This is a genomic window from Nocardia vinacea, from assembly GCF_035920345.1.
In the GTDB taxonomy this organism is placed as follows: Bacteria; Actinomycetota; Actinomycetes; order Mycobacteriales; family Mycobacteriaceae; genus Nocardia; species Nocardia vinacea_A.
On record NZ_CP109149.1, the window covers coordinates 4,075,477 to 4,095,059 of the forward strand.

A 19,583-nucleotide genomic window follows, 5' to 3' on the forward strand; every position below is an offset into this window, starting at 1 on the left:
CCGCAAACCCCGAGGCGCCCGCCATGAAATTCGCTCCAACCGCGATCGGCTATCTCCGCAGCGATGTATCCGGAATACGGCAGGGGTGGGACGAAACCCAGATCCGGAGCCTAGCCGGGCGTCTCGGCTACAACCTCACCAAAACCGTTGCCTTCAGCGCCAAGACCGACAATCCGGTCGCACAACTGGTCGCCCTGGCTCGGAAGATGAACGCGGACGCGGTAATCGCGCCCGACCTGATCCATTTCGGCGGTGCGATACCGCGCGAACTGGACCAGATCACGGCCGTGATCACCGTCGTCTCAGAAACAATCTGAACCAGATACGAAGGAGTACCAGGTCGCATACGCGGCGAGGCGGTGTCAGCTATGCGCCATGACGAGATCGCGGTAGGGAAGGTCGATCACACGGTGGTCTGCGATTCCGAGTTCGATCTCGACCTGTTCGAGATGGGTAGTTGCTGCGACGGTTTCGGTTGCGGTGACCTCGGTTTCGACGAAGGTTCCGGCTTTGGTGACTGTGTCGATGCTGACCACGATGTCGTCGTGGTGGGGGTGGCGGTAAGTGGTCCGGGCTTTCTCGACACGGACAAGTTCGATCATGCCGATTGCGGTGAGGAGATGGTTGGCGGCCTCGGCCTGGTCGGCGCCGTTGAGGAGCACGTTTGTTTCGCGCTTCGTGATCAGGTCGGCGTGGCTGTGTGTGCTGGCGGTCGACGGCGGCTTGTAGGTGACTTCGGCGAAACCGTCGCGGTGTCGAACCCGAAGGCACTCAACGGGGGTGCGAGTGGCACGGGTCGATGAATCCGGGCAAGGTAGCGGCCCAGGTCGTCGGCGAGATCACTGTCTCCAGATCGCAAACGTCGCATTCGTCGTGTTCAGGCGCTCCGACAACCCGCCGAAGCGGATGGAGCACCCCACACTTCTCGGCCAGATGCTCGCCACCGCCCCAGACCTGAAGAACTTGTGGCTGCAAGTGATTACCGACTACGACATGGAACGCCGCCCACTGATGGGCCTGTCACCGTCGATGACGTTCACCCGCCGCACCGATTCACCGAGCTCCTGGCAACAGGAACGGACATGTCAGCCGTAATCCTTTTCTCCCGCCTGCCGTGTAACCCATTTCCTTCCTTGGTGATTCGGCTGCTTCCAACCAACTCTTCACAAGGCTATTGCCGTTCGGTCACCGTCGCGATGACCGGGAACTTGGTGTTGAGGGTCAGCGCGGAGATCGGTGTGAGGTCCGGGTTGTCGATGGTCAGCTCGAACCGGCTGACTATGGTCGAGAGCGCCAGCTGCATCTCCATCATCGCGAATGCGTTGCCGATGCAGAGGTGTCCGCCCGCGCCGAAGGGCAGCCACAAGTTCCGGTCACGGCCGGCGACCGCGTCGGCGGCGAAGCGGTCCGGGTCGAAGGTATCGGGCCGGTCCCAACACTCGGGGTTTCGGTGCGCGTGGTAGAAGCTGTACATCAGCGGCGTGCCTGCCGGGATGTGGTAGCCCCCGATCTCATCGTCCTCGGCGGCGCGCCGCTGCCCCATCCATGCCGGCGGTTTGAGCCGCAACACCTCCTCGAGTACCTGCTTGCTGTAGGGCAGCGTGGGCAGGTCGGCCAGGGTGGCATGCCTGCCGGTCAAGGCGCTGTAAACGTCATCGCGCAGCCGCTGGTGCACCTCCGGATGCAGTTGCAACAGCAGTATGGCCGACGTCAATGCCGAGGAGCTGGTCTCGTGACCGGCGAAGAGCATGGTGACGACCTCGTCACGCAGTTCCAGGTCCGTGAGTTTCTCGTTGGTATCGGCGTCCGTGGAGTTGATGAGCATAGACAGCAGCCCACCGGTGCCGGAGTCGCGCAAGTCGTCGATCACCTTGTAGACGATGGCATCCATTTCGGCGATCCCGCGCCAGAAACGGCGATGGCTGGGCGTCGGAAACTTCAAGGGAACCAAGGGCATTCGCACGAACTTCCCCAACTCGGCGTTCACCTTCTGCGTCGCGCGGGCGAAGCCGGTGACCTCCGGGCCGTTGGGATCCAATCCGAACAGCGCCCGCACCACGATCCGCAGCGTGAGGTGGCTCATCTGCTCACCGATATCGACCGTCCGTCCGGCGCGGGCGTGTTCGGCCCATTCGTCACACATGGAGTCGATCTCGGCCACCATGATCTCGCTCAGCGCACTGATCTTCTTGTGGTGGAAGGCCGGTTGGACGAGGCGCCGGTTGCGTCTCCACCGGTTGTGGTCGGCGATGGTCGCCAGCCCTCGCCCCACGAACGGCTCGATGATGTCGTACATCTGGGTCTCGCGGGTGAAGTTCGCCATGCGTTCCTGCAAGACGTACTTGATGTGGTGGGGATGGGTGATCCCGACCATGCTCCCGTTGATCAGTTGGAACCGAAAGACGTCGCCGTGGTGGGTCATGGAGTCGGAGAGGAACGAGATCGGGTCGACGACAAAATGTTTGGTATTCCGGAGGCGGCCGGCGACCATCGGGGGCAGGCCGCTGACTGTGGAGGTGGAAGACATGACAATAAGTAGAACCGATCTCCTCGGAATCCGGCTGATTTTCAGTGGTTGTGACTGGAGGCCAACTCCCGCAACAGGTCCCGGCCGGCAAAGCCGCTGGCATTCTCATCGCAGGCGAAAGTGGCGCTGTCGTAACAGATTCCGATGGCAGCGCGCACAGCCTGACTGCGGAACATACCATCGCGGCAAGCCCGGCCATTGCTCCGCTCTTGCTCGATCTGATCGCAAGCGCCCGGTAGCAACGCCACCAGATCGGCAAGCGAGAGATCGTTCTCGCCGCCGAGTGCTCGCCGCCTCGCCTATCTGCCGATTCGACACCGAAACCATCCGCATTCGGCGAAAAGCCATTCCGCCACAACCAGAATCAGCTCCCAGGTCGCCGTCACCCGCACACGCCGCAGTCGACCTACTGCATCTTTTGCTTCATCTCGTCCAGATGCGCCAGAATCGGCAGCCCGGCGTGACTGAGGGCATTGCCGTGGCCGGTCTGGTGCACATCGAAGACCGATTGGATGGCGGCGTAGAAGCCCTGTATGTCCAGCGTTTGATTCACCGCGCGCTTGGCCTGACGCAGCCCGAACGGCGGCATCTTGGCGATCTGCGTGGCCAGCGCGGTGGTCTGCGCATCCAACTCCGCACGAGGCACCACCTTGTTCACCATGCCGACCTGCTCGGCCTCGCGCGCGGTCACCGGACGTCCGGTGAACAGGATCTCCTTGGCCTTGCGCGGGCCCAATTCCCAAGTGTGCCCGTGATATTCGACGCCGCCGATACCCATCAGCACGACCGGATCGGAGAAGAGCGCGTCCTCGGCGGCGACAATGAGATCGCACGGCCAACACAGCAGCAGGCCACCGGAAATACAGCGCCCCTGCACCGCGGCGATGGATGGTTTCGGCACATTCCGCCAGCGCAGCGAATACTCCAGATACCGGCGCGATTCGACGTTGTAGATCATGTCCAGGGTGATCTTGTCCGGTAGCGGCCCGCCCGAGCGCAGATCATGACCGGAGGAGAAATGCTTGCCTTCGGCCCGCAGGACGATCACCGAGACGTCGTCGTCGGCAGCCGCCCGAGCCCATGCCGCATCGAGTTCGTCCAGCAGCTCACCGTTCTGGGCGTTCGCGACCTCGGGACGATTCAGGGTGATGGTCGCGATCTTATCGGCGACGGCGTACAGAATATGCATTGCGAACTCCGCTACCTGGGCAGTCCGAGCACCCGCTCGGCGACGATATTGCGCTGAATTTCGGAAGTGCCGCCGGCGATGGTTCCGGCGAAGCTTCGGACGTACCGCTCGAACCAACTGCTGATGAAATTGTCATTGTTCAGCGGATTGAACGGCGCGGTCATTGCCGGATGGATCAGGCCGTCGGGGCCCTGCGCGGACAGCGCCTGTTCCGAACCGTTCTGCACCGCCTCCGAGCCGAGCAGTTTCAGCACCGACAGCGCGGCCACATCCTGTTGGCCCCGCGCCTCGCGCGCCAGCGCCGCCGACCCGAGCAACCGCAGCGCCTGAGCATCCATGACCAGCGTCGCGTAACGGTCGCGATCGAGGACGGTGCGCGGGTGGAAGTCCTCGATCAACTCCTGCAGCCGGTCGGCGAAACTGAGCCACAGCAGCGTGCGCTCATGTCCGAGCGAACCGTTGGCCACGCCCCAGCCGCCGTGCAGCGGGCCGACCAGATTTTCCGCGGGCACCCGGACGTCCTCGAAGAACACCTCGTTGAAGTCCAGATCGTGCGGGCCACAGATGGAGGCGAACGGTCGCCGGGTCACGCCGGGAGTATCGGTGGGGATCAGCAGCACGCTGATGCCCTTGTGCTTGGGCGCATCCGGATCGGTGCGCACGAAGGTGAGCAGTACGTCGGCGTCGTGTGCACCGGAGGTCCATACCTTCTGCCCGTTGACCACGAAATGATCGCCGTCGCGCACGGCGCGGGTGCGCAGTCCGGCCAGATCCGACCCTGCCCCCGGTTCGCTCATGCCGAGCGCCGCGGTGATCTCGGCACGCAAAATCCTTGCCGCCCAATGCTTCTTCTGCTCCGCGCTGCCGAACGACAGCAGCGAGGCGGCGATGATGCCGAGCCCCTGCGGATTGAAGCTGTGATAGATGCGCCGCTTGGACAGCTCCTCCAAATGCACATACTGCTGCAGGATTCCGGCATTGCGGCCGCCGAATTCCGGTGGGTTGCCGGGCAGCAACCAGCCGTGGTCGAACTGCAGCCGCTGCCATTCCCGCGCCCACGGCGGGACCTCCGCACTGGAGATCGGTCGATCCCGGGCGGCCACCGCCTCGTCGGGCATGAATTCGGTGAGGAAGGCGATGAATTCGGCCCGGAACTCCTCGACCTCGGTATCAAAAGTCAGTCGCACGGTACTCCTCGGCGATCAGCGCCCGGTGCTCGGCCGCGCCGCCGAGCAACAGCTCACCGGCTTTGGCCCGCTTGAGCGCGAACTGCAGGTTGTTTTCCCAGGTAAAGCTCATGGCGCCGAACAACTGCATGCCGCGGCCGAACACCTGCGACTGGCACTCGCCCGCCGCGGCCTTGGCCATCGACGCGGCCAGCCGCCGCCGCGGATCGTTCTCCCGGATCGTCATCGCCGCGAAATATGCCAGGGCGCGGGCTCTTTCGATCGCGATGTGCATATCGGCGGCCTTGTGTTTGACCGCCTGGAACGAGCCGATCGGCACGCCGAACTGCTGTCGATTGCGTACATGCTCGAGCACCATGTCCAGTACCCGTCGACACGCGCCGACCATGGTCAGCGCCATCCCGGTCGTAGCCAGGTGGCGCGCAGGCTGCGGATCGACGCGCAGGTAGCGATCGTCCGGAACCCGCACCTGGACAAAGCTCACTTCGGCGATATGCAGCACCGGATCGAACACGGCTGCGCGCCGCACGGTGACGTCGTCGGCGGGCACCACGAACACCCCGGCCTCGGTCGTGACGGCCAACTGCCGCGCCCGATCGCCGTCGAGCACATGACGCGCGGTGCCGCTCAGCAGCCAGCCATCCCGGTCGCGCACTGCCGATACACCGTCGTACACCGCGGCGCCCGGTTCACCCGTGCGCACGAAATCCGGTGCGAGCGGGGCGAATTGGGTCATGGTGGCCAGATACGGGGTGGGGTCCGTGGCCCGCCCCAACTCCTCCAGCACGATCGCCAGTTCCACCGCGTCGGCCGGGTCGGTCAGCTCCATCCATCCCAGCTCCGCATAGGTGCGCCACAGCCCCTCCGGATCCGCGCCCTTATCGGCAACCTCGCGGATCAGGGTCGGTGGGCACTGCTTGGCGACCACCTCGCGCACGGTTTGCTGCCACAGCAGTTGATCGGAGTCGAACTCCAAAAGCATCCGGCCTGCCTCCTTGCCACTCCGACACACTCCAAAGCTGAGAATATCATTCTCCAGTTCGGAAAGTAAGAGTCTCGCATTTGTTCGCTGACACAGCGTCCAGCCAACACGGACACACCACGTTCTCCGGTACAGTGCATCCATGTTCTCTCTACATGACCGAGGACCGGAGCGCCGGTGACCAGCCCGAGCGAAGAGCCAGCCTGGAAGCAGCGCGCCGTCGAGCGCTCGTTACGGACCGCGAAACTGCGTGCCGAACAGCGCGTTCAGCGCTTCCTCGACGCAGCGCAGGCCATCATCACCGAGAAGGGCAGCACCGACTTCACCGTGCAGGAAGTCGTCGATCGTTCACGCCAGTCGCTGCGGAGTTTCTACCTGCAGTTCGACGGCAAGCACGAGCTGCTGCTCGCCCTCTTCGAAGACGCACTCGTGCGCACCGCCGACCAGTTGCATGCCGCCGCCGATGCCAAGGCCGATCCACTAGAGCGGCTGCAGGTCACCGTCGAGCTGCTGTTCGAGTTGTCCCGGCCCGATCCGGCCGCACAGCGCCCGCTGTTCACCGACTTCGCGCCACAGCTGCTCGTCACGCATCCGGCGCAGGTCAAGGTTGCGCACGCACCGCTGCTCGCGCTGTTCACCGAGCTTATGGAGCAGGCCAAAAAGGCCGATCAGCTGCGCTCGGATGCGAACCCGCGGCGCACCGCCGCGATGGTCATGCAGACGGTCATGTTCATCGCCCAGTCGACCGGCGGCGCCGACGAGGAGACCGTGCACCCGATCACCGCGACCGAGGTCTGGAACTTCTGCGCACACGGCTTCACCAAGGATTGAGAATATTATTCTCAGTTCAGGAGAGTTTCACTTACACTCGGAGGCATGCCCGACCTCTGGAATGATCTTCTCGGCTGTCTCGACCTGACCGCTCGGCCGTCCCTCGACGACGAATCCGTCTTCGAGGGACGCAACCAGCAGCTCGAGTACTACCGCGTCTTCGGCGGGCAGTTGCTCGGGCAGTTCATCCGCGCGGCCGATCTGACCTGCCCGGAGAAATCGGTCAAGTCGTTGCACGCACTGTTCGCCCGCGAGGGCAGGACCGATGAGCCGATCCGCTATCGGGTGCGCCGGCATCACGAAGGCCGCTCCTTCGCCACCGTGACCATCGTCGCCGAGCAGAGCTACGGGGTCGTGGCCACCGCATCGGTGTCGTTGCACGCGGAGGCGGAGGGACCGGAGCATCAGAGCGTGCCCGCCGCTCCCCCACTGCTGAGCGCCGAGCACAAGGTGACGTGGGACCTGCTGCCCTGGGAAACCCGATCCGCCGTCGATCTCGACGACACCGCCTCCGCCCCACCGGAATTCGAGTTCTGGATGCGCACACCGGACGTCGATCCGCAGCTGGCCCCGGCGATCATCGCCTACGCCACCGATCTCAACCTCATCGGCACCGCACTGCGACCGATCGAGGATGTGTGTCAGCGCGGCAACGGCACCGCATTCCATTCGGCGGTGACCTCGCACAGCGTGTGGTTCCACCGACCGTTGCGCACCGACGATTGGTTGTTACTGCGCCAGCACAGCCCGCTCATGGCGGGCAGCCGCTGTTTCGGCCGCGGCGATGTGCTGACCGAGAACGGCCGGTTGGTCGCCTCATACGCGCAAGAAGCCATGGTGCGCTTCCCATCCGAGGTCGCGTGAACCCGTGGTCGTGAATCGAATGGTGATCAAGCGATCCTCCGACGCACCCGGGAACCGGCCGCACCGGGTGGTGCAATGGGCCACCGGGACCATCGGCGCGCGTGCACTGCGCGGGGTCGTCGAGCATCCGAAGATGGAGCTGGTCGGCCTGTTCGTGCACAGCGCGGACAAGGTGGGGCGCGACGCGGGCGAGTTCTGCGATAGCCCGGCCACCGGCGTGCTGGCCACCGATGACATCGAGCGGATCGTCGAACTAGACGCCGACTGCGTGCTCTATATGCCGCTCGTGTTCGACACGGAGGTGGTGATCCGCCTCTTGTCATCGGGCAGCAACGTGGTGACGACGTGCGGCCTTTTCCACCACCCGCCGAGTATGGATCCCGCACTGCGCCAACGCATTCAGCAGGCCTGTGCGCTCGGGGGCACCTCGATCCACAGCACCGGCAGCAGTCCGGGTTTCATCACCGAGGTAGTGCCGCTGGTGCTGTCCTCGATCCAGCGCCGGCTGGACCGGCTGATGATCGACGAGTACGCGGATCTGTCGCAACGCGATTCGCCCGCCATGCTGTTCGACGTCATGGGTTTCGGGCGGCCACCGGGTGATTCCAACACGGCTCGTGCAGAGCATCTGGCCGCGAGTTTCGGCCCGTCACTGCGGTTGGTCGGCGACGCGCTCGGCTGCCCGCTGGATTCGATCGAGGCACACGGTTCGGTGGCGACGGCGCGTGCGACCACCCGGATCGCGGCGGGCACGATCGAGCAGGGAACCGTTGCGGCCCAACGCACTACGGTCTCCGGTCTGGTGGCAGGCGAACCGGTGCTGAGCTTTCGCGCCAATTGGTATTGCACCACTGATATCGAGGCCGATTGGGACCTGCGCGATACCGGATGGCACATATCGGTGGTCGGCGACGCGCCACTGGAGGTCGACCTGCGCTTCCCGATCCCTCTCGAACGCATGGCCGCCGTATCCCCCGCCTATACCGCCAACCGTGCGGTCAATGCGATTCCGGCGGTGTGTGCCGCCGATCCCGGGATTCGGTCGACCCTCGACTTACCGCACATCGCGGCCCTACTCGGCTGAGCGCATCGCGGCCGTACTTCGCGGCGCGCATCACCGCCGCACTTCCCGGCGCGCATCACCGCCGTACGCGGCTGAGTGTTGTCGACCCTGGGCCCCTATCGCCTCGGTATCTATTGCCGCAGTGGCTAATTCGCGTCAGGCGACGGTAATGCCTGCACATCGCGGCGGTAACTCGGCTGAGCGGTTGTCAACTTCACGCGATATCTGTTACCGCTGTGGGCAATTCACGGGTCAGGCGACGGTGATATCGGCCAGCAGCGTGTCTACCCGGGCCCGCGCTCGCGTGGCTACACCGTCGCCAGGAGCCACATGGACGCGACCGGCTTCGATCGCGGCGAGTGCGGACTCGGCAACCTCGCGTGGGGAGAGGATTCCGCCGCGGGCGGCAGCGAGACTGCGCATCGAGGGTGACGCGCCAGCCGGTAGTTCGATCGCACCCAGCGCGGCGGAGTTCTGCCCGAGCGGGGTGTCGACCAACCCAGGGCAAAGCACAGTTGCGCCCAGCGCGGGCGCTACCTGCTTGAGCTCGAGGTCGAGCGTCTCTGTCAGACCGACCACTGCGTGCATTGTGCCGGTGTAGGGGGTGCGGCCGGGCAGCGGGGCGAGGCCGCCGGAGGAGGCGGTGTTGAGGAAATGGCCGGTGCCCTGCTCGATGAGCAACGGCGCAAATGCCTTGACGCCGTGGACGACACCGAGAATCTTGACCCCGATCATCCGCTGCCAGGTGCGCGCGTCCTGATCCCACAGCGGCGCGGCCGGGCACACCACGCCGGCGTTGTTGCAGACCAGATCCACCCGGCCATAGGCCGCAGTGGTGCGCTCGGCCAGCGCGCGCACCGATGCCTCGTCGCTCACATCGGCCACCACGGCCGTGACCTCGGCGCCGCGCAATGATGCCGCCGCCGCGATCAGGCCGTCCTCGCGAATATCGGAGATGACGAGCCGTACCCCGCGCGCGGCGAGCGCCTCGGCCAGGCCGTAGCCGATGCCGCTCGCACCGCCGGTGATCACGGCGACTTGTCCCTCACGTATCAGCATCGGCTACTCCTCTTTGCCGGGTGGTGGGTCGAAATGCCGTCAGAGGCTGAGAACCGATGCCGCCGCGGTACCGGGTGCCCCATAGACCTGGGCATAGCCGACGCGGGGATTACCCGGCACTTGACGCTCGCCCGCCTGGCCGCGCAACTGCAGCACCAGTTCGTACACCTGCCGGATACCGGAGGCGCCGATGGGTTCGCCGTTGGCGATGAGCCCACCATCGGTGTTCACCGGCAGGCGGCCGCCGATCTCGGTCGCCCCCTCGGCGAGCAGCTTCTCCTGGTCGCCGTCGGCGCAGAAACCGTTCTCGGCCATATGGATAACCTCGGCGCCCGCGTCGGTGTCCTGCAGCTGGATCACGTCTACATCCTCGGGTCCGATTCCGGCCGCCTCGAAGGCGGCCCGAGATGCGTACACCGTCGGCGAGACGTCCTCGTCGATGGCCGCCCAGGTGCTGTGCACTTCGTACGCGCCGTAGCGACGCGTACGGATCGCGGTCGAGCGCAGGTACACCGGATTGCTGGTGTAGCGGTGCGCGATATCCCCGCGGCACATGATCACGGCCGCGGCACCCTCGTCGGGCGAGCAGAACATGTACTGGGTCAACGGATAGTTCAGCATCGTCGAGTTCAGGATCTCGTCTTCCGGAATCGGCTTGCGCCGGAGGGCATTCGGATTGAGTGCGCCATTGCGGAAGTTCTTGGCGGCGACCTTGGCCAGGGTGCGCTGGGAGATGCCGTGCTCGTGGAGGTAGCGGTTCGCCTTGATCCCGAAGAACTGGGTGGTGACGAACTGTCCGTTCTCCGCGTACCACGCGGGCAGCCCGAGCTTGGCCGGATCGTCGGTGAACGCACCGCGGGGGTGTTTGTCCATGCCGACCGCGATGCCGATGTCGTATCGTCCGGACCGGATCGCCTCCGCGGTCTGTTCGATCGAACTGGCCGCGGTGGCACAGGCATTGAATACATTGGTGAACGGGATTCCGGTCAGCCCGACCAGCCGGGTCACGGCATCGGGATTGCTGACCTCATAACTGCCGCCGAAGCCGAACTGGATGTCCTTCCACTCGACACCGGCGTCGGTCAGCGCCAATTGGATTGCGTCGGCGCCCATTTCGATGGCCGACTTGGCGAAGCGGCCGAACGGGTGCAGGCCGACGCCGATGATGGCAACGTCGTTCATTCAAATCTCCTCGGTAGCCGTAGCCGCTGTTCAGGCCGGTGCGAAAGCGACCGTGACGACTTCGTTCCCGTCGTCGTCGACATAAAGGGGGACGAAGGCCAGCTCGACATCCATCCCGAAGCGCAGCTCGGCCGGTTCGGCCACGGTCAGCCGGGCCTCCACCCGCACGTCATCGCCCAGCTGGATCAGACCGATCCCGAACGGCTCGAAGCTTTCGGCCGTCTCCTTGCCCGCGTACGGCAGTTTGGGGACGAAGCCCTGGGTGGTCCACGCCACGAGCGTGCCGCGTCGGGGCAACAGCCGTTCGGACATGTCCGGGCCGCTGCAGCGCGGGCAGCGTGGTTGTTTGGGCCAGGTGACCGCGCTGCACGCGGCGCAGCGACTGCCGATCAACTGCGGATTCTCCGCCGGCCACGTCGAGACATCGGGCGCGAGGGCCTTTGCCATGCCGTCCTCCATCAGGTGGAAATCTCATTCTCATAAACTGTATACGCTATTTCCGAAGAAATGCGAACAGTGAGTAGTTGCTCTGCGGCGGTGTACGCGTCCAACTGTCCCGCCGCGACCGAGTCCGCCAATGCCGTCAATGCCGGATCGGTCCGCAAGCGGGTCTGCGCCAGGGACAAAATCTGTGCGCGCGCTCGCGCGGTACGCCGGTCGTGCGTGTCGGTGCGGTGGTGTGCGTCGATCGCGGCCACCAACTCGGCGATGCCGACGCCCTTGGCCGCGACCAGGGTGAGGATCGGGGCGGCGGACTCCTGATGCAGATCCCGCACGGTCTGGTCGGCGCCCTCTCGGTCGGCCTTGTTGACGACCAGGATGTCGGCGACCTCGAGCAGACCCGCTTTCGCGGCCTGAATTGCGTCTCCCGCACCGGGATTCAGAATCACCAGGGTGGGGTCGGCGATCGCGGCGATCTCGATCTCGGACTGTCCGACACCGACCGTTTCGAGCAGGATCAGCTCGTGGCCGAGCGCGCCGAGCAATCGGATGGCGGCGGGCACCGCCGCCGCGAGACCACCCAGATGACCGCGCGTGGCCACCGACCGGATCAGCACATCGGGATCATTGATGTGCTGCGCCATCCGAATTCGATCACCCAGCAGCGCGCCACCGCTGTACGGCGAGGACGGATCGACCGCCAGCACCGCCACCCGCAGGCCCTGCTCGCGGTAGGCGGCGACCAGTGCCGCGATCGTGGTCGATTTACCCGCGCCCGGCGGGCCGGTGACCCCGATGACCCGAACCGGGACCGCGTCGAGCAGCGCGAGCACCTCGTCGCGCCGTGGTCCCTCGACCGCGCTCAGCAACCGCCCCGCGGCCCGCACCGATCCGGCCCGCGCGGCGGCGATGAGCTCCGCAATGGTCCCCACGCGCTACGGAGCCGGAACCTCGATGACGGTGGCCGAACCCATCCCGCCACCCGCGCACAGCGCCGCGATTCCGAAACCGCCACCACGACGCCGCAATTCGTGCACCAGCGTGACGATCATCCTGGCTCCGGTGGCGGCAACCGGATGGCCGAGCGAGCAACCGCTGCCGCTGAAGTTGACCCGATCGGGATCGATATCGAGTGCCTTGGTCGCCGCGATCGGCACCGAGGCGAATGCCTCATTGATCTCGTAGAGACTCACCTCCGACAGCGAAATACCGGCCCTGGCAACGGCCTTGGTGATCGCCTCGATCGGCGCCAGCCCGGTGTCGTGCGGATCTACGCCGACCGAGGCCCACCCGCGGATGATGCCGAGTGCGGGCAATCCGAGCCGGTCGCTTGCGATAGCCAAGGCCGCGGCACCGTCATTAGAGCCCGACGCATTGCCCGCGGTGATGCTGAAGCCCTCGATCTCCGGGTGCAGCACCTTCAATCCGGCCAGCTTTTCCAGACTGGTGTCCCGGCGCGGATGCTCATCGACCGCGAACAGTCCGTGCGGAGTGCCGATCGGCACGATCTCCTCCTTGAACCGGCCCTCGTCGATGGCGGCGATGGCATTGCGGTGCGAGCGAAACGCCCACGCATCCATCTCCGCGCGCGAGATGCCGGACGCCACCGCGGTGTTCCAGCCGACCGTGATCGACATGTCCAGGCAGGGCGCGTCCGGCCGGTCCGGATGGCTCGGCGCGACCCACGGGTCGATCCATTCGTCCGCGCCGACCCGGAAACGCACACGCGGCGCGGTGGATTCGGAATTCACACCACCGGCGATGACGAGTTCGTCCATTCCCGCCCGGATCCCGGCGGCCGCGGTCTGCACGGCGGCCATGCCCGCGGCGCAGTGCCGGTTGTGCGCCACACCGGCGACATTGGTCAGCCCGGCGGTTATCGCCGCGTGCCGTGCCAGCACGCCGCCGCCGTAGCGGCCCTCGCCGAGGACGACATCGTCGATACGGGCCGGGTCGAGGCCCTCGGCGGCCGCGGCGACCACATGCTGGGCCAGGTCGAAGGCATTGGTATCGCGCAGCGTGCCCTTGCGGGCGGTTCCGATCGGAGCGCGCAGGGCGGACACGATGACAGCTTCAGGCATTGGTGTTCTCCATTTCGGTGACGAGGTTGCGGCGCAGCAGTTTTCCGGTTTCGGTCTTGGGCAGTTCGCGGCGGAACACGATGGTGTCGGGCGTCTTCGACGACCGCAGCCGCGTGCGGACCCACTGTTTGATCTCGTCCGGCCGGCCGGACCCGACGAGCACCGCGACCAGCCGCTGCCCCCACTCCGGATCCGGCACCCCGATCACCGCGGCCTCGGTGATGCCCGGATATTCCAGCAGCACGTCCTCGATCTCGGCGGGCGCGATGTTCTCGCCGCCGCGAATGATGGTGTCGTCGGCGCGCCCCTCGATGAACAGATAGCCATCGGCGTCCAGCCGCCCCAGATCCCGGGTGGGGAACCAGCCTTCGGCATCCAGGGCGCTGCGGCCGCCGTATTCACCGGAGATCTGCTCGCCGCGCACGAATACCAGCCCGACCTCCCCCACCCCGGCGGGCTCGCCGGACTCGGCGCGGATCTGGATCTCGATTCCGGGCAGTGGCTGCCCCACGGAGCCGAGTCGATCGCGGACGGCCGGATCGCCCGAGGCGAAGGCCGCACGGTGATCGTCGGGTCCGAGTACCGCGATCGAGGACGCGGTCTCGGTGAGTCCGTACGCATTGACGAAGCCGGTGTCCGGGAACACCCGCAGCGCGTGCTCCAGCACTGGGCGCGGCGTGCGGGAGCCGCCATAGGCGAGACTGGCGAGCGTCGGCACTCCTGCGTCGGCGCCGTCGACGGCCGCGACGATGCGAGCCAGCATGGTCGGCACCAGCATGGCGTGGGTGATCCGTTCGCGCCGAACGGTTTCCAGCCAGCCGGACGCGTCGAACGCCGCCAGGTAAACCACCCGGCGGCCGGAGTAGAGATTCGACAGCAGATTCGTCAGACCCGCGATGTGATAGGGCGGCACCGACACCAGCGCCGCATCGGTCTCGGCCGCACCGCCGAACTCCACGGTGTTCAGCAAGTAGGCCATCAGATGCCGATGCCGCAGCAGCGCCGCCTTGGGTTCGGAGGTGGTGCCACTGGTGTAGATGATCGCGGCGACCGCATTGCCATCCCATGGCGCCTCGAGTTCGGGCGCATCGGCGCCCTCCTCGACCAGGGAGTCGAGGTCCTCGGGCCGCAGCGCCAGTGCCCCTGGATGGCGATCCAGGAGCATGGCCAACTGCTGCTCGCCGAGCCGATAGTTCAGCGGCACGAATGGCACCCCGGCCAGCGCCGCGCCGAAGAGCGCGACCGGATAGGCCAGGTGATTCGCACCCAGATACAGCACGGCGGGGTGCCGCTGGAAGCGGACGGCCGCGCGACGCGCATTGCCGAGCAGGGCGGCGGCGGTCAGCGAGCGATCGCCGACCGTGATCACGGTCCGATCGCCCGCCGATGCGGCCATGTCTAGGATCATGCTGATATTCATGAGAACATTATTCTCTCCATAGGAGAGTGTTAGTTGCAAGAGAGGATTGCGATATGCAGATCATTGGGAGCGCTGCCATCGTCGTCGGCGGCACCGGCGGACTCGGCGAGGCCACCGTGCGTCGCCTGCACGCCGCCGGAGCGAAGGTGGTGGTCGCCGATGTCGCCGACGACAAGGGCAAGGAACTCGAGAAAGAACTCGGCATCCGCTACGTGCACACCGACGCGACCAGCGAGGAGTCGGTGCTCGCGGCCATTGCCGAGGCGGAATCACTTGGACCGCTGCGCATTTCGGTCGACACCCATGGCGGCCCGGCCACCGGCGGCCGCCTCGTCGGCAAGGACGGCTCGCCACTGGCACTCGACGGTTTCCGCACCACCATCGAGTTCTATCTGACCGCCGTATTCAATGTGCTGCGCCTGTCGGCCGCGGCCATCGCCAAGACCGAGGCATTGGATGAGGGCGCCCGCGGTGTCATCGTCAACACCGCCTCGATCGCGGGATACGAGGGCCAGATCGGTCAACTCCCCTATTCGGCGGCCAAGGGCGGCGTCATCGGCATGACCCTGGTGGCGGCCCGTGACCTGTCCCCGCTCGGCATCCGGGTGGTCACCATCGCGCCGGGCACGGTCAACACGCCCGCCTACGGCAAGGCCGCCGACCAGTTGGAGGGCTACTGGGGCCCGCAGGTGCCCTTCCCCAAGCGGATGGGCCGCTCGGTGGAATACGCGCAGTTGGCCCAGTCGATCATCGAGAACGACTACCTCAACGGTGAGATCATCCGGCTCGACGGCGCACTGCGCTTCCCACCGAAATGAACGGGCAACCGTACCCCGGGTTGGGTGAAACACTCAGCGGCAAGGTCGCATTCGTCGCCGGTGCCAGTCGCGGCATCGGTGCGGCGATAGCCGCCGGGTTGGCCGGAGCGGGTGCTGCGGTGGCCGTCGCCGCGCGCTCGGAAACCGAGGGCAAGCTGCCGGGCACCATCGGTTCGGTCGCCGAACGGATCACCGCCGCCGGCGGAACGGCACTGCCGGTGGCGTGCGATGTCACCAGTGAGGAGTCTGTCGAAAATGCCGTGGCCGCAACGGTTTCGGAGTTCGGCGGTATCGATATCCTGGTCGCCAATGCGGGCGTGATGTGGTTGGGTCCGATCGAGACCACACCCCTCAAGCGCTGGCAGCTGTGCATGAATGTCAACCTGACCGGCGTCTTCCTCGCGACCAAGGCCGTCATCCCGCATCTGAAAGCGCGCGGCGGCGGCTCGCTCATCGCGATCACCACCACCGGCGTGGATATGATCCGCGGCGCCAACGCGTACTGGGTGTCCAAGGCCGCCGTCGAACGCCTCTACCTCGGTCTGGCCGCGCAACTGAAGGACGACAACATCGCGGTCAACTGCCTGAGCCCCTCCCGAGTGGTACTGACCGAAGGCTGGCAGGCCGGTGGCGGTGGCCAGGAAATTCCAGCGAACATGGTCGAGCCGCCGGAAACGATCGCCCGTGCCGCGGTGCTGCTGGCGGGCCAGGATGCCGCCGGTATCACCGGCACGGTGCAGCGTTCGGAAGTGCTGATTCCGAGGGGCTGATCGACGCGAGGGCCCCGAAGAAGTATGGTCTTCGGGGCCTTGCGCGGACCTCAACACTCGGCGGCATCGGCACAGAACTCTCGCCCTGGAACATCAGATCCTCGGCTGCGCTGGGCGGTCTTTCCATGCCGTACGAGTTCACGTCGAACTGGTGCCGATTCCAGTGATCCCGACACTGCGGTACACAGATGCGCGATCGCGCGGTGCGAGGTTCTACGTGACCTTCGTGTAGGACAGGTCGAAGTCGGTCTTCCAGGTTCTTCGGTCCTCGGCCAGCTCCCAGCGACCCTGGATCGTCGTCCCATCGTCGGAAAATCTGCCGGTGAATCGCTGGGCGAAAGGTTCGCCGTCGCGGTGCAGCGTCCAGATGCCGTCGGTCAGGGTCATTTCGTACATTCGCTGAACGTCTCGGTCGTCGGTGTAGAGCTGGTAGTAGGTGTCGCTCATGCCATCGCAACCGATGACGGCGACACCGTCGGGAGCCTCGGGCAGGTCGATATGCCAGCGCTGGACCAACAGCGGTGTGCCCGTGAGCCATTCGAAGGTGACGCGGCCCGCACCCGGCCACGGCGGCCCGCCGGGAGGTCCGGCCTGCATCGTCCACTCTCCGACGAAGACCTCCAGGCGCTCGCGTGCCGATTCGTTGGTGGACTGGTTCATCGCGCTCTCCTCTCCGGTGGCTCACTGATATCGACGCCGCGGGACGATCGATTTCATCGGTGACGGAAGAATGACCATTCCCGGCTACCAGTCGGGATCGTCACGATGTGCCCGCGCGGCACCCCTCCGTTGGTGAACGGTCCGAGCCGGATTTCGTAGCTGTCGGTGTCGATCGCGCGATGGACTCGTTTCACGGCGGCGGTATAGGTGTTGTTCGGTGCTGGATACATACGGACCGTGTCGGTGCGATGCATGAACAGGCCGACCGCTGCCACGGTCGTAACGAGCGCTCCCCGATCAAGGCGAGGATCAATCCCGAGGTGAAATACCGACCGGCTGCCGGCCTGCGGGAGTTCGCTATATCCCGGGGCGGCGTCGGTATCGTCATGGCCTCATCATGTCCCACATATCTGAATCCCTCACGTGATGAACAGGAGGCCGAGGTGGCCGAAACGACGGTGGCCGAGGTGATGGCCGAGCTGGCCGCACTCGAGGACCCGAGGACGCGTGTGGTGAACGAGAAACACGGTGACGGTCACGGTGTGAACCTCAGCAAGCTGCGCGCGCTCGCGAAGCGGCTGAAAACACAGCAGGAACTCGCGCGCCAGCTCTGGGAGACCGATGACACCGCGGCAAAACTACTGGCGACCCTGATCTGCCGCCCGAAGGCGTTCGAGCGTGACGAGTTGGACGTCATGGTGCGCGAGGCGCGCACACCCAAGGTGCACGACTGGCTGGTGAACTACGTGGTGAAGAAGAACCCGCACGCCGAAGAGCTGCGCCTGTCCTGGTTCGCCGATCCGGACCCAGTGGTCGCGAGTGCAGGCTGGGCGTTGACCACCGAACGCGTGGCGAAGCAGCCCGAGAGCCTCGATCTCGCAGGACTACTCGACGTCATCGAGGCACAGATGAAGGACGCCCCGGATCGCCTGCAGTGGGCGATGAACCACTGCCTGGCTCAGATCGGGATCGAGCACGCCGAGCAGCGCGCCCGTGCAATCGACATCGGTGAGCGCTTGAAGGTGCTCGAGGACTACCCGACTCCACCGAACTGCACGTCTCCGTTCGCGCCCATCTGGATCACGGAGATGGTGCGCCGACAGCACGACAAGTAGGAAGGCTCGCGCTCGCGACCTCCGTCAGAACGCGGCAACACGATCAACGGACCGAGATCATACAGATTGGTCAGCTGATCAGGTGGAAACGGTGGCGGCATCGTCCGAGAGGAGCGCGCCGCCAGTTCCACGTGATCACTTGTCCAGCAGTGCATCTCGGATGTCATCAGCCGAATGCGGCATCAGGTGAGTCCTCGAATTGCCCATCCGCTTGCGCCCACGAGATGTAGTCGATGCGAATCGCAACGCCGTGCTGCTGCGTTGGCGGGGCGAATGTCAGCGGCACGGTGCGCGGTAGCGCTCACTCGTAGTCAACGGTGATGGAGTCCGTATCCGGCACGGCCTGACAGGTGAGGACATACCCCTCGGCAAGTTCGTCGTCGGTCAGGGCGTCGTTGCGGCGCAACGTGGCATGACCTTTCGTCACCTTGGCCATGCAGGTGGCGCAGTTACCGGCCTCGCAGGAGAACGGGGGTGTGAGACCGGCGCGGCGGGCGCTGTCGAGCAGGGTTTCGCCGTCCTTGCGCGGAACCGACTTCTTCTTGCCGTTGAGAATGATCGTGACGGTGTTGTCAGTGGTCGCGACGGGGGTGGTGACAGTGGGGGTTTCGACGGTCACGGCGGGGGTTGTGACCGTAGGGGTTTCGACGGCCGCGGGGGTAGCGGACAGCACCGGGGCCGGCGCACCGAATCGTTCGCTGAACACCAGGCCCGGTCCGGGCAGGGCGTTCTCGACCATCTCCATGAAAGCCTCGGGTCCGCAGATATAACTGTCGCCGCCGCCGTCCGCGCCGACGAAATCGCGGATCGCGTCGGGTGTCAGGAAGCCGCCGCCGGCGTCGAGGTGGCGGATCACCTCCAGCCGCCCCGGGTAGCGGTCGACCAGTTCCGCGAGTACCGCCTCGAAGATCACCGACTCCCGATCGCGGTCCGCGCACAGCAGTCGCACCCTCCTGGCGGTGCTCGCCAGCGCGCTCTTGGCCAGCGACAGGATCGGTGTGATGCCGCTGCCGCCGCTGAAACCGAGCAGCGGTGCCTCGGCGGGGCGCAGACAGAATCGGCCCGCCGCCCTGGTCAACTCCAGTTCGTCGCCCTCGACCACGTTGTCGTGCAGCCAGTTCGAGACCTGTCCGCCGGGCACCCGCTTGACCGTGGTCATCAGTTCGCGGTCGGTTTCCGGCGCACTCGACATCGAGTAGGAGCGGAACAGGTCCTTGCCGTCCAGGTGGACTCGGAAGGTGCAGAACTGCCCGGATTGATATGCGATCGGCCCGTCGTGCGGGGCGAGCACATAGGTGCGCGCGTCGGCGCTCTCTTTAACGATCCGCGTTACGGTCGCGCGCTGAAATAACGGGGGTCTCGCCATGAACTGCCTCCTCCTGGTATTAAGATTC

At 65.7% G+C, this 19,583-nt stretch carries 20 protein-coding genes and 1 pseudogene; 8 read left to right on the forward strand and 13 right to left on the reverse strand.

Annotation, left to right across the window (positions count from 1 at the left end):
- Window positions 1–23: 23 nt before the first annotated feature.
- A complete protein-coding gene (locus tag OIE68_RS19115; RefSeq protein ID WP_327100720.1) occupies window positions 24–317 on the forward strand; it encodes a hypothetical protein in 294 nt (97 codons plus the stop codon).
- 45 nt (window positions 318–362) lie between these two features.
- Here the strand turns inward: OIE68_RS19115 and OIE68_RS19120 are convergent.
- A pseudogene (locus OIE68_RS19120) lies at window positions 363–713 on the reverse strand (CYTH domain-containing protein); the annotation flags it as partial.
- Between the two features lie 160 nt (window positions 714–873).
- Here OIE68_RS19120 and OIE68_RS19125 point away from each other — a divergent pair.
- Window positions 874–1,095: a hypothetical protein gene (locus OIE68_RS19125; RefSeq protein WP_327100721.1), complete on the forward strand. Its 222-nt coding sequence runs from the start codon at window positions 874–876 to the stop codon at window positions 1,093–1,095.
- Window positions 1,096–1,171: 76 nt separating this feature from the next.
- Here the strand turns inward: OIE68_RS19125 and OIE68_RS19130 are convergent, their stop codons facing one another.
- From OIE68_RS19130 to OIE68_RS19145, 4 genes are all read right to left on the reverse strand, one after another.
- Window positions 1,172–2,527 carry a cytochrome P450 gene (locus OIE68_RS19130; RefSeq protein WP_327100722.1) on the reverse strand — a complete coding sequence of 452 codons (1,356 nt, stop codon included), beginning with the start codon at window positions 2,525–2,527 and terminating at the stop codon, window positions 1,172–1,174.
- Between the two features lie 406 nt (window positions 2,528–2,933).
- Window positions 2,934–3,716: an enoyl-CoA hydratase gene (locus OIE68_RS19135; protein ID WP_327100723.1), complete on the reverse strand. Its 783-nt coding sequence runs from the start codon at window positions 3,714–3,716 to the stop codon at window positions 2,934–2,936.
- A gap of 11 nt (window positions 3,717–3,727) precedes the next feature.
- Entirely contained in the window at window positions 3,728–4,903 is a 1,176-nt protein-coding gene (locus OIE68_RS19140) for an acyl-CoA dehydrogenase family protein (protein WP_327100724.1), read from the reverse strand.
- Window positions 4,887–5,885, reverse strand: coding sequence for an acyl-CoA dehydrogenase (locus OIE68_RS19145; RefSeq protein ID WP_327100725.1), 999 nt, complete (start codon window positions 5,883–5,885; stop codon window positions 4,887–4,889). The genes OIE68_RS19140 and OIE68_RS19145 overlap by 17 nt, the downstream gene beginning before the upstream one ends.
- 177 nt (window positions 5,886–6,062) lie before the next feature.
- Here OIE68_RS19145 and OIE68_RS19150 point away from each other — a divergent pair, with 177 nt between their 5' ends.
- The 3 genes from OIE68_RS19150 to OIE68_RS19160 are packed head-to-tail and all read left to right on the forward strand — an operon-like array spanning window position 6,063 to window position 8,664.
- Window positions 6,063–6,716, forward strand: coding sequence for a TetR/AcrR family transcriptional regulator (locus OIE68_RS19150; RefSeq protein WP_327100726.1), 654 nt, complete (start codon window positions 6,063–6,065; stop codon window positions 6,714–6,716).
- Window positions 6,717–6,761: 45 nt separating this feature from the next.
- Entirely contained in the window at window positions 6,762–7,580 is an 819-nt protein-coding gene (locus OIE68_RS19155) for an acyl-CoA thioesterase (protein WP_327100727.1), read from the forward strand.
- Between the two features lie 4 nt (window positions 7,581–7,584).
- Window positions 7,585–8,664: a dihydrodipicolinate reductase gene (locus tag OIE68_RS19160; protein WP_327100728.1), complete on the forward strand. Its 1,080-nt coding sequence runs from the start codon at window positions 7,585–7,587 to the stop codon at window positions 8,662–8,664.
- 231 nt (window positions 8,665–8,895) lie between these two features.
- Here the strand turns inward: OIE68_RS19160 and OIE68_RS19165 are convergent, their stop codons facing one another.
- From OIE68_RS19165 to OIE68_RS19190, 6 genes are read right to left on the reverse strand one after another with little or no spacing between them, the layout of a single operon-like run.
- On the reverse strand, window positions 8,896–9,702 hold the full coding sequence (locus OIE68_RS19165) for an SDR family NAD(P)-dependent oxidoreductase (RefSeq protein WP_327100729.1): 807 nt from the start codon (window positions 9,700–9,702) through the stop codon (window positions 8,896–8,898).
- Window positions 9,703–9,741: 39 nt separating this feature from the next.
- Window positions 9,742–10,884, reverse strand: coding sequence for a thiolase family protein (locus OIE68_RS19170; protein WP_327100730.1), 1,143 nt, complete (start codon window positions 10,882–10,884; stop codon window positions 9,742–9,744).
- A gap of 30 nt (window positions 10,885–10,914) precedes the next feature.
- Window positions 10,915–11,331, reverse strand: a complete 417-nt coding sequence (locus OIE68_RS19175; RefSeq protein WP_063039589.1) for a Zn-ribbon domain-containing OB-fold protein — start codon at window positions 11,329–11,331, stop codon at window positions 10,915–10,917.
- Between the two features lie 11 nt (window positions 11,332–11,342).
- On the reverse strand, window positions 11,343–12,257 hold the full coding sequence (locus tag OIE68_RS19180) for an ArgK/MeaB family GTPase (protein WP_327100731.1): 915 nt from the start codon (window positions 12,255–12,257) through the stop codon (window positions 11,343–11,345).
- Between the two features lie 3 nt (window positions 12,258–12,260).
- The gene (locus OIE68_RS19185; RefSeq protein WP_327100732.1) at window positions 12,261–13,406 is read right to left on the reverse strand and encodes a thiolase family protein; all 1,146 of its coding nucleotides are present in this window, start codon (window positions 13,404–13,406) and stop codon (window positions 12,261–12,263) included.
- Window positions 13,399–14,826, reverse strand: coding sequence for a class I adenylate-forming enzyme family protein (locus OIE68_RS19190; RefSeq protein ID WP_327100733.1), 1,428 nt, complete (start codon window positions 14,824–14,826; stop codon window positions 13,399–13,401). Before OIE68_RS19190 ends, OIE68_RS19185 begins: the two co-directional genes overlap by 8 nt.
- A 53-nt stretch (window positions 14,827–14,879) precedes the next feature.
- Here OIE68_RS19190 and OIE68_RS19195 point away from each other — a divergent pair, with 53 nt between their 5' ends.
- Window positions 14,880–15,644, forward strand: coding sequence for an SDR family NAD(P)-dependent oxidoreductase (locus OIE68_RS19195; RefSeq protein ID WP_327100734.1), 765 nt, complete (start codon window positions 14,880–14,882; stop codon window positions 15,642–15,644).
- Window positions 15,645–15,664: 20 nt separating this feature from the next.
- Window positions 15,665–16,414 carry an SDR family NAD(P)-dependent oxidoreductase gene (locus OIE68_RS19200; protein WP_327100735.1) on the forward strand — a complete coding sequence of 250 codons (750 nt, stop codon included), beginning with the start codon at window positions 15,665–15,667 and terminating at the stop codon, window positions 16,412–16,414.
- A gap of 213 nt (window positions 16,415–16,627) precedes the next feature.
- Here the strand turns inward: OIE68_RS19200 and OIE68_RS19205 are convergent, their stop codons facing one another.
- Window positions 16,628–17,074: a hypothetical protein gene (locus OIE68_RS19205; protein ID WP_327100736.1), complete on the reverse strand. Its 447-nt coding sequence runs from the start codon at window positions 17,072–17,074 to the stop codon at window positions 16,628–16,630.
- 386 nt (window positions 17,075–17,460) lie between these two features.
- On the opposite strand from OIE68_RS19205, the gene OIE68_RS19210 reads away from it, so the two are divergent.
- Entirely contained in the window at window positions 17,461–18,189 is a 729-nt protein-coding gene (locus OIE68_RS19210; RefSeq protein ID WP_419150777.1) for a DNA alkylation repair protein, read from the forward strand.
- Between the two features lie 301 nt (window positions 18,190–18,490).
- On the opposite strand, the gene OIE68_RS19215 is transcribed toward OIE68_RS19210, so the two are convergent.
- Window positions 18,491–19,555 carry a ferredoxin--NADP reductase gene (locus tag OIE68_RS19215; RefSeq protein WP_327100738.1) on the reverse strand — a complete coding sequence of 355 codons (1,065 nt, stop codon included), beginning with the start codon at window positions 19,553–19,555 and terminating at the stop codon, window positions 18,491–18,493.
- Window positions 19,556–19,583: the final 28 nt, after the last annotated feature.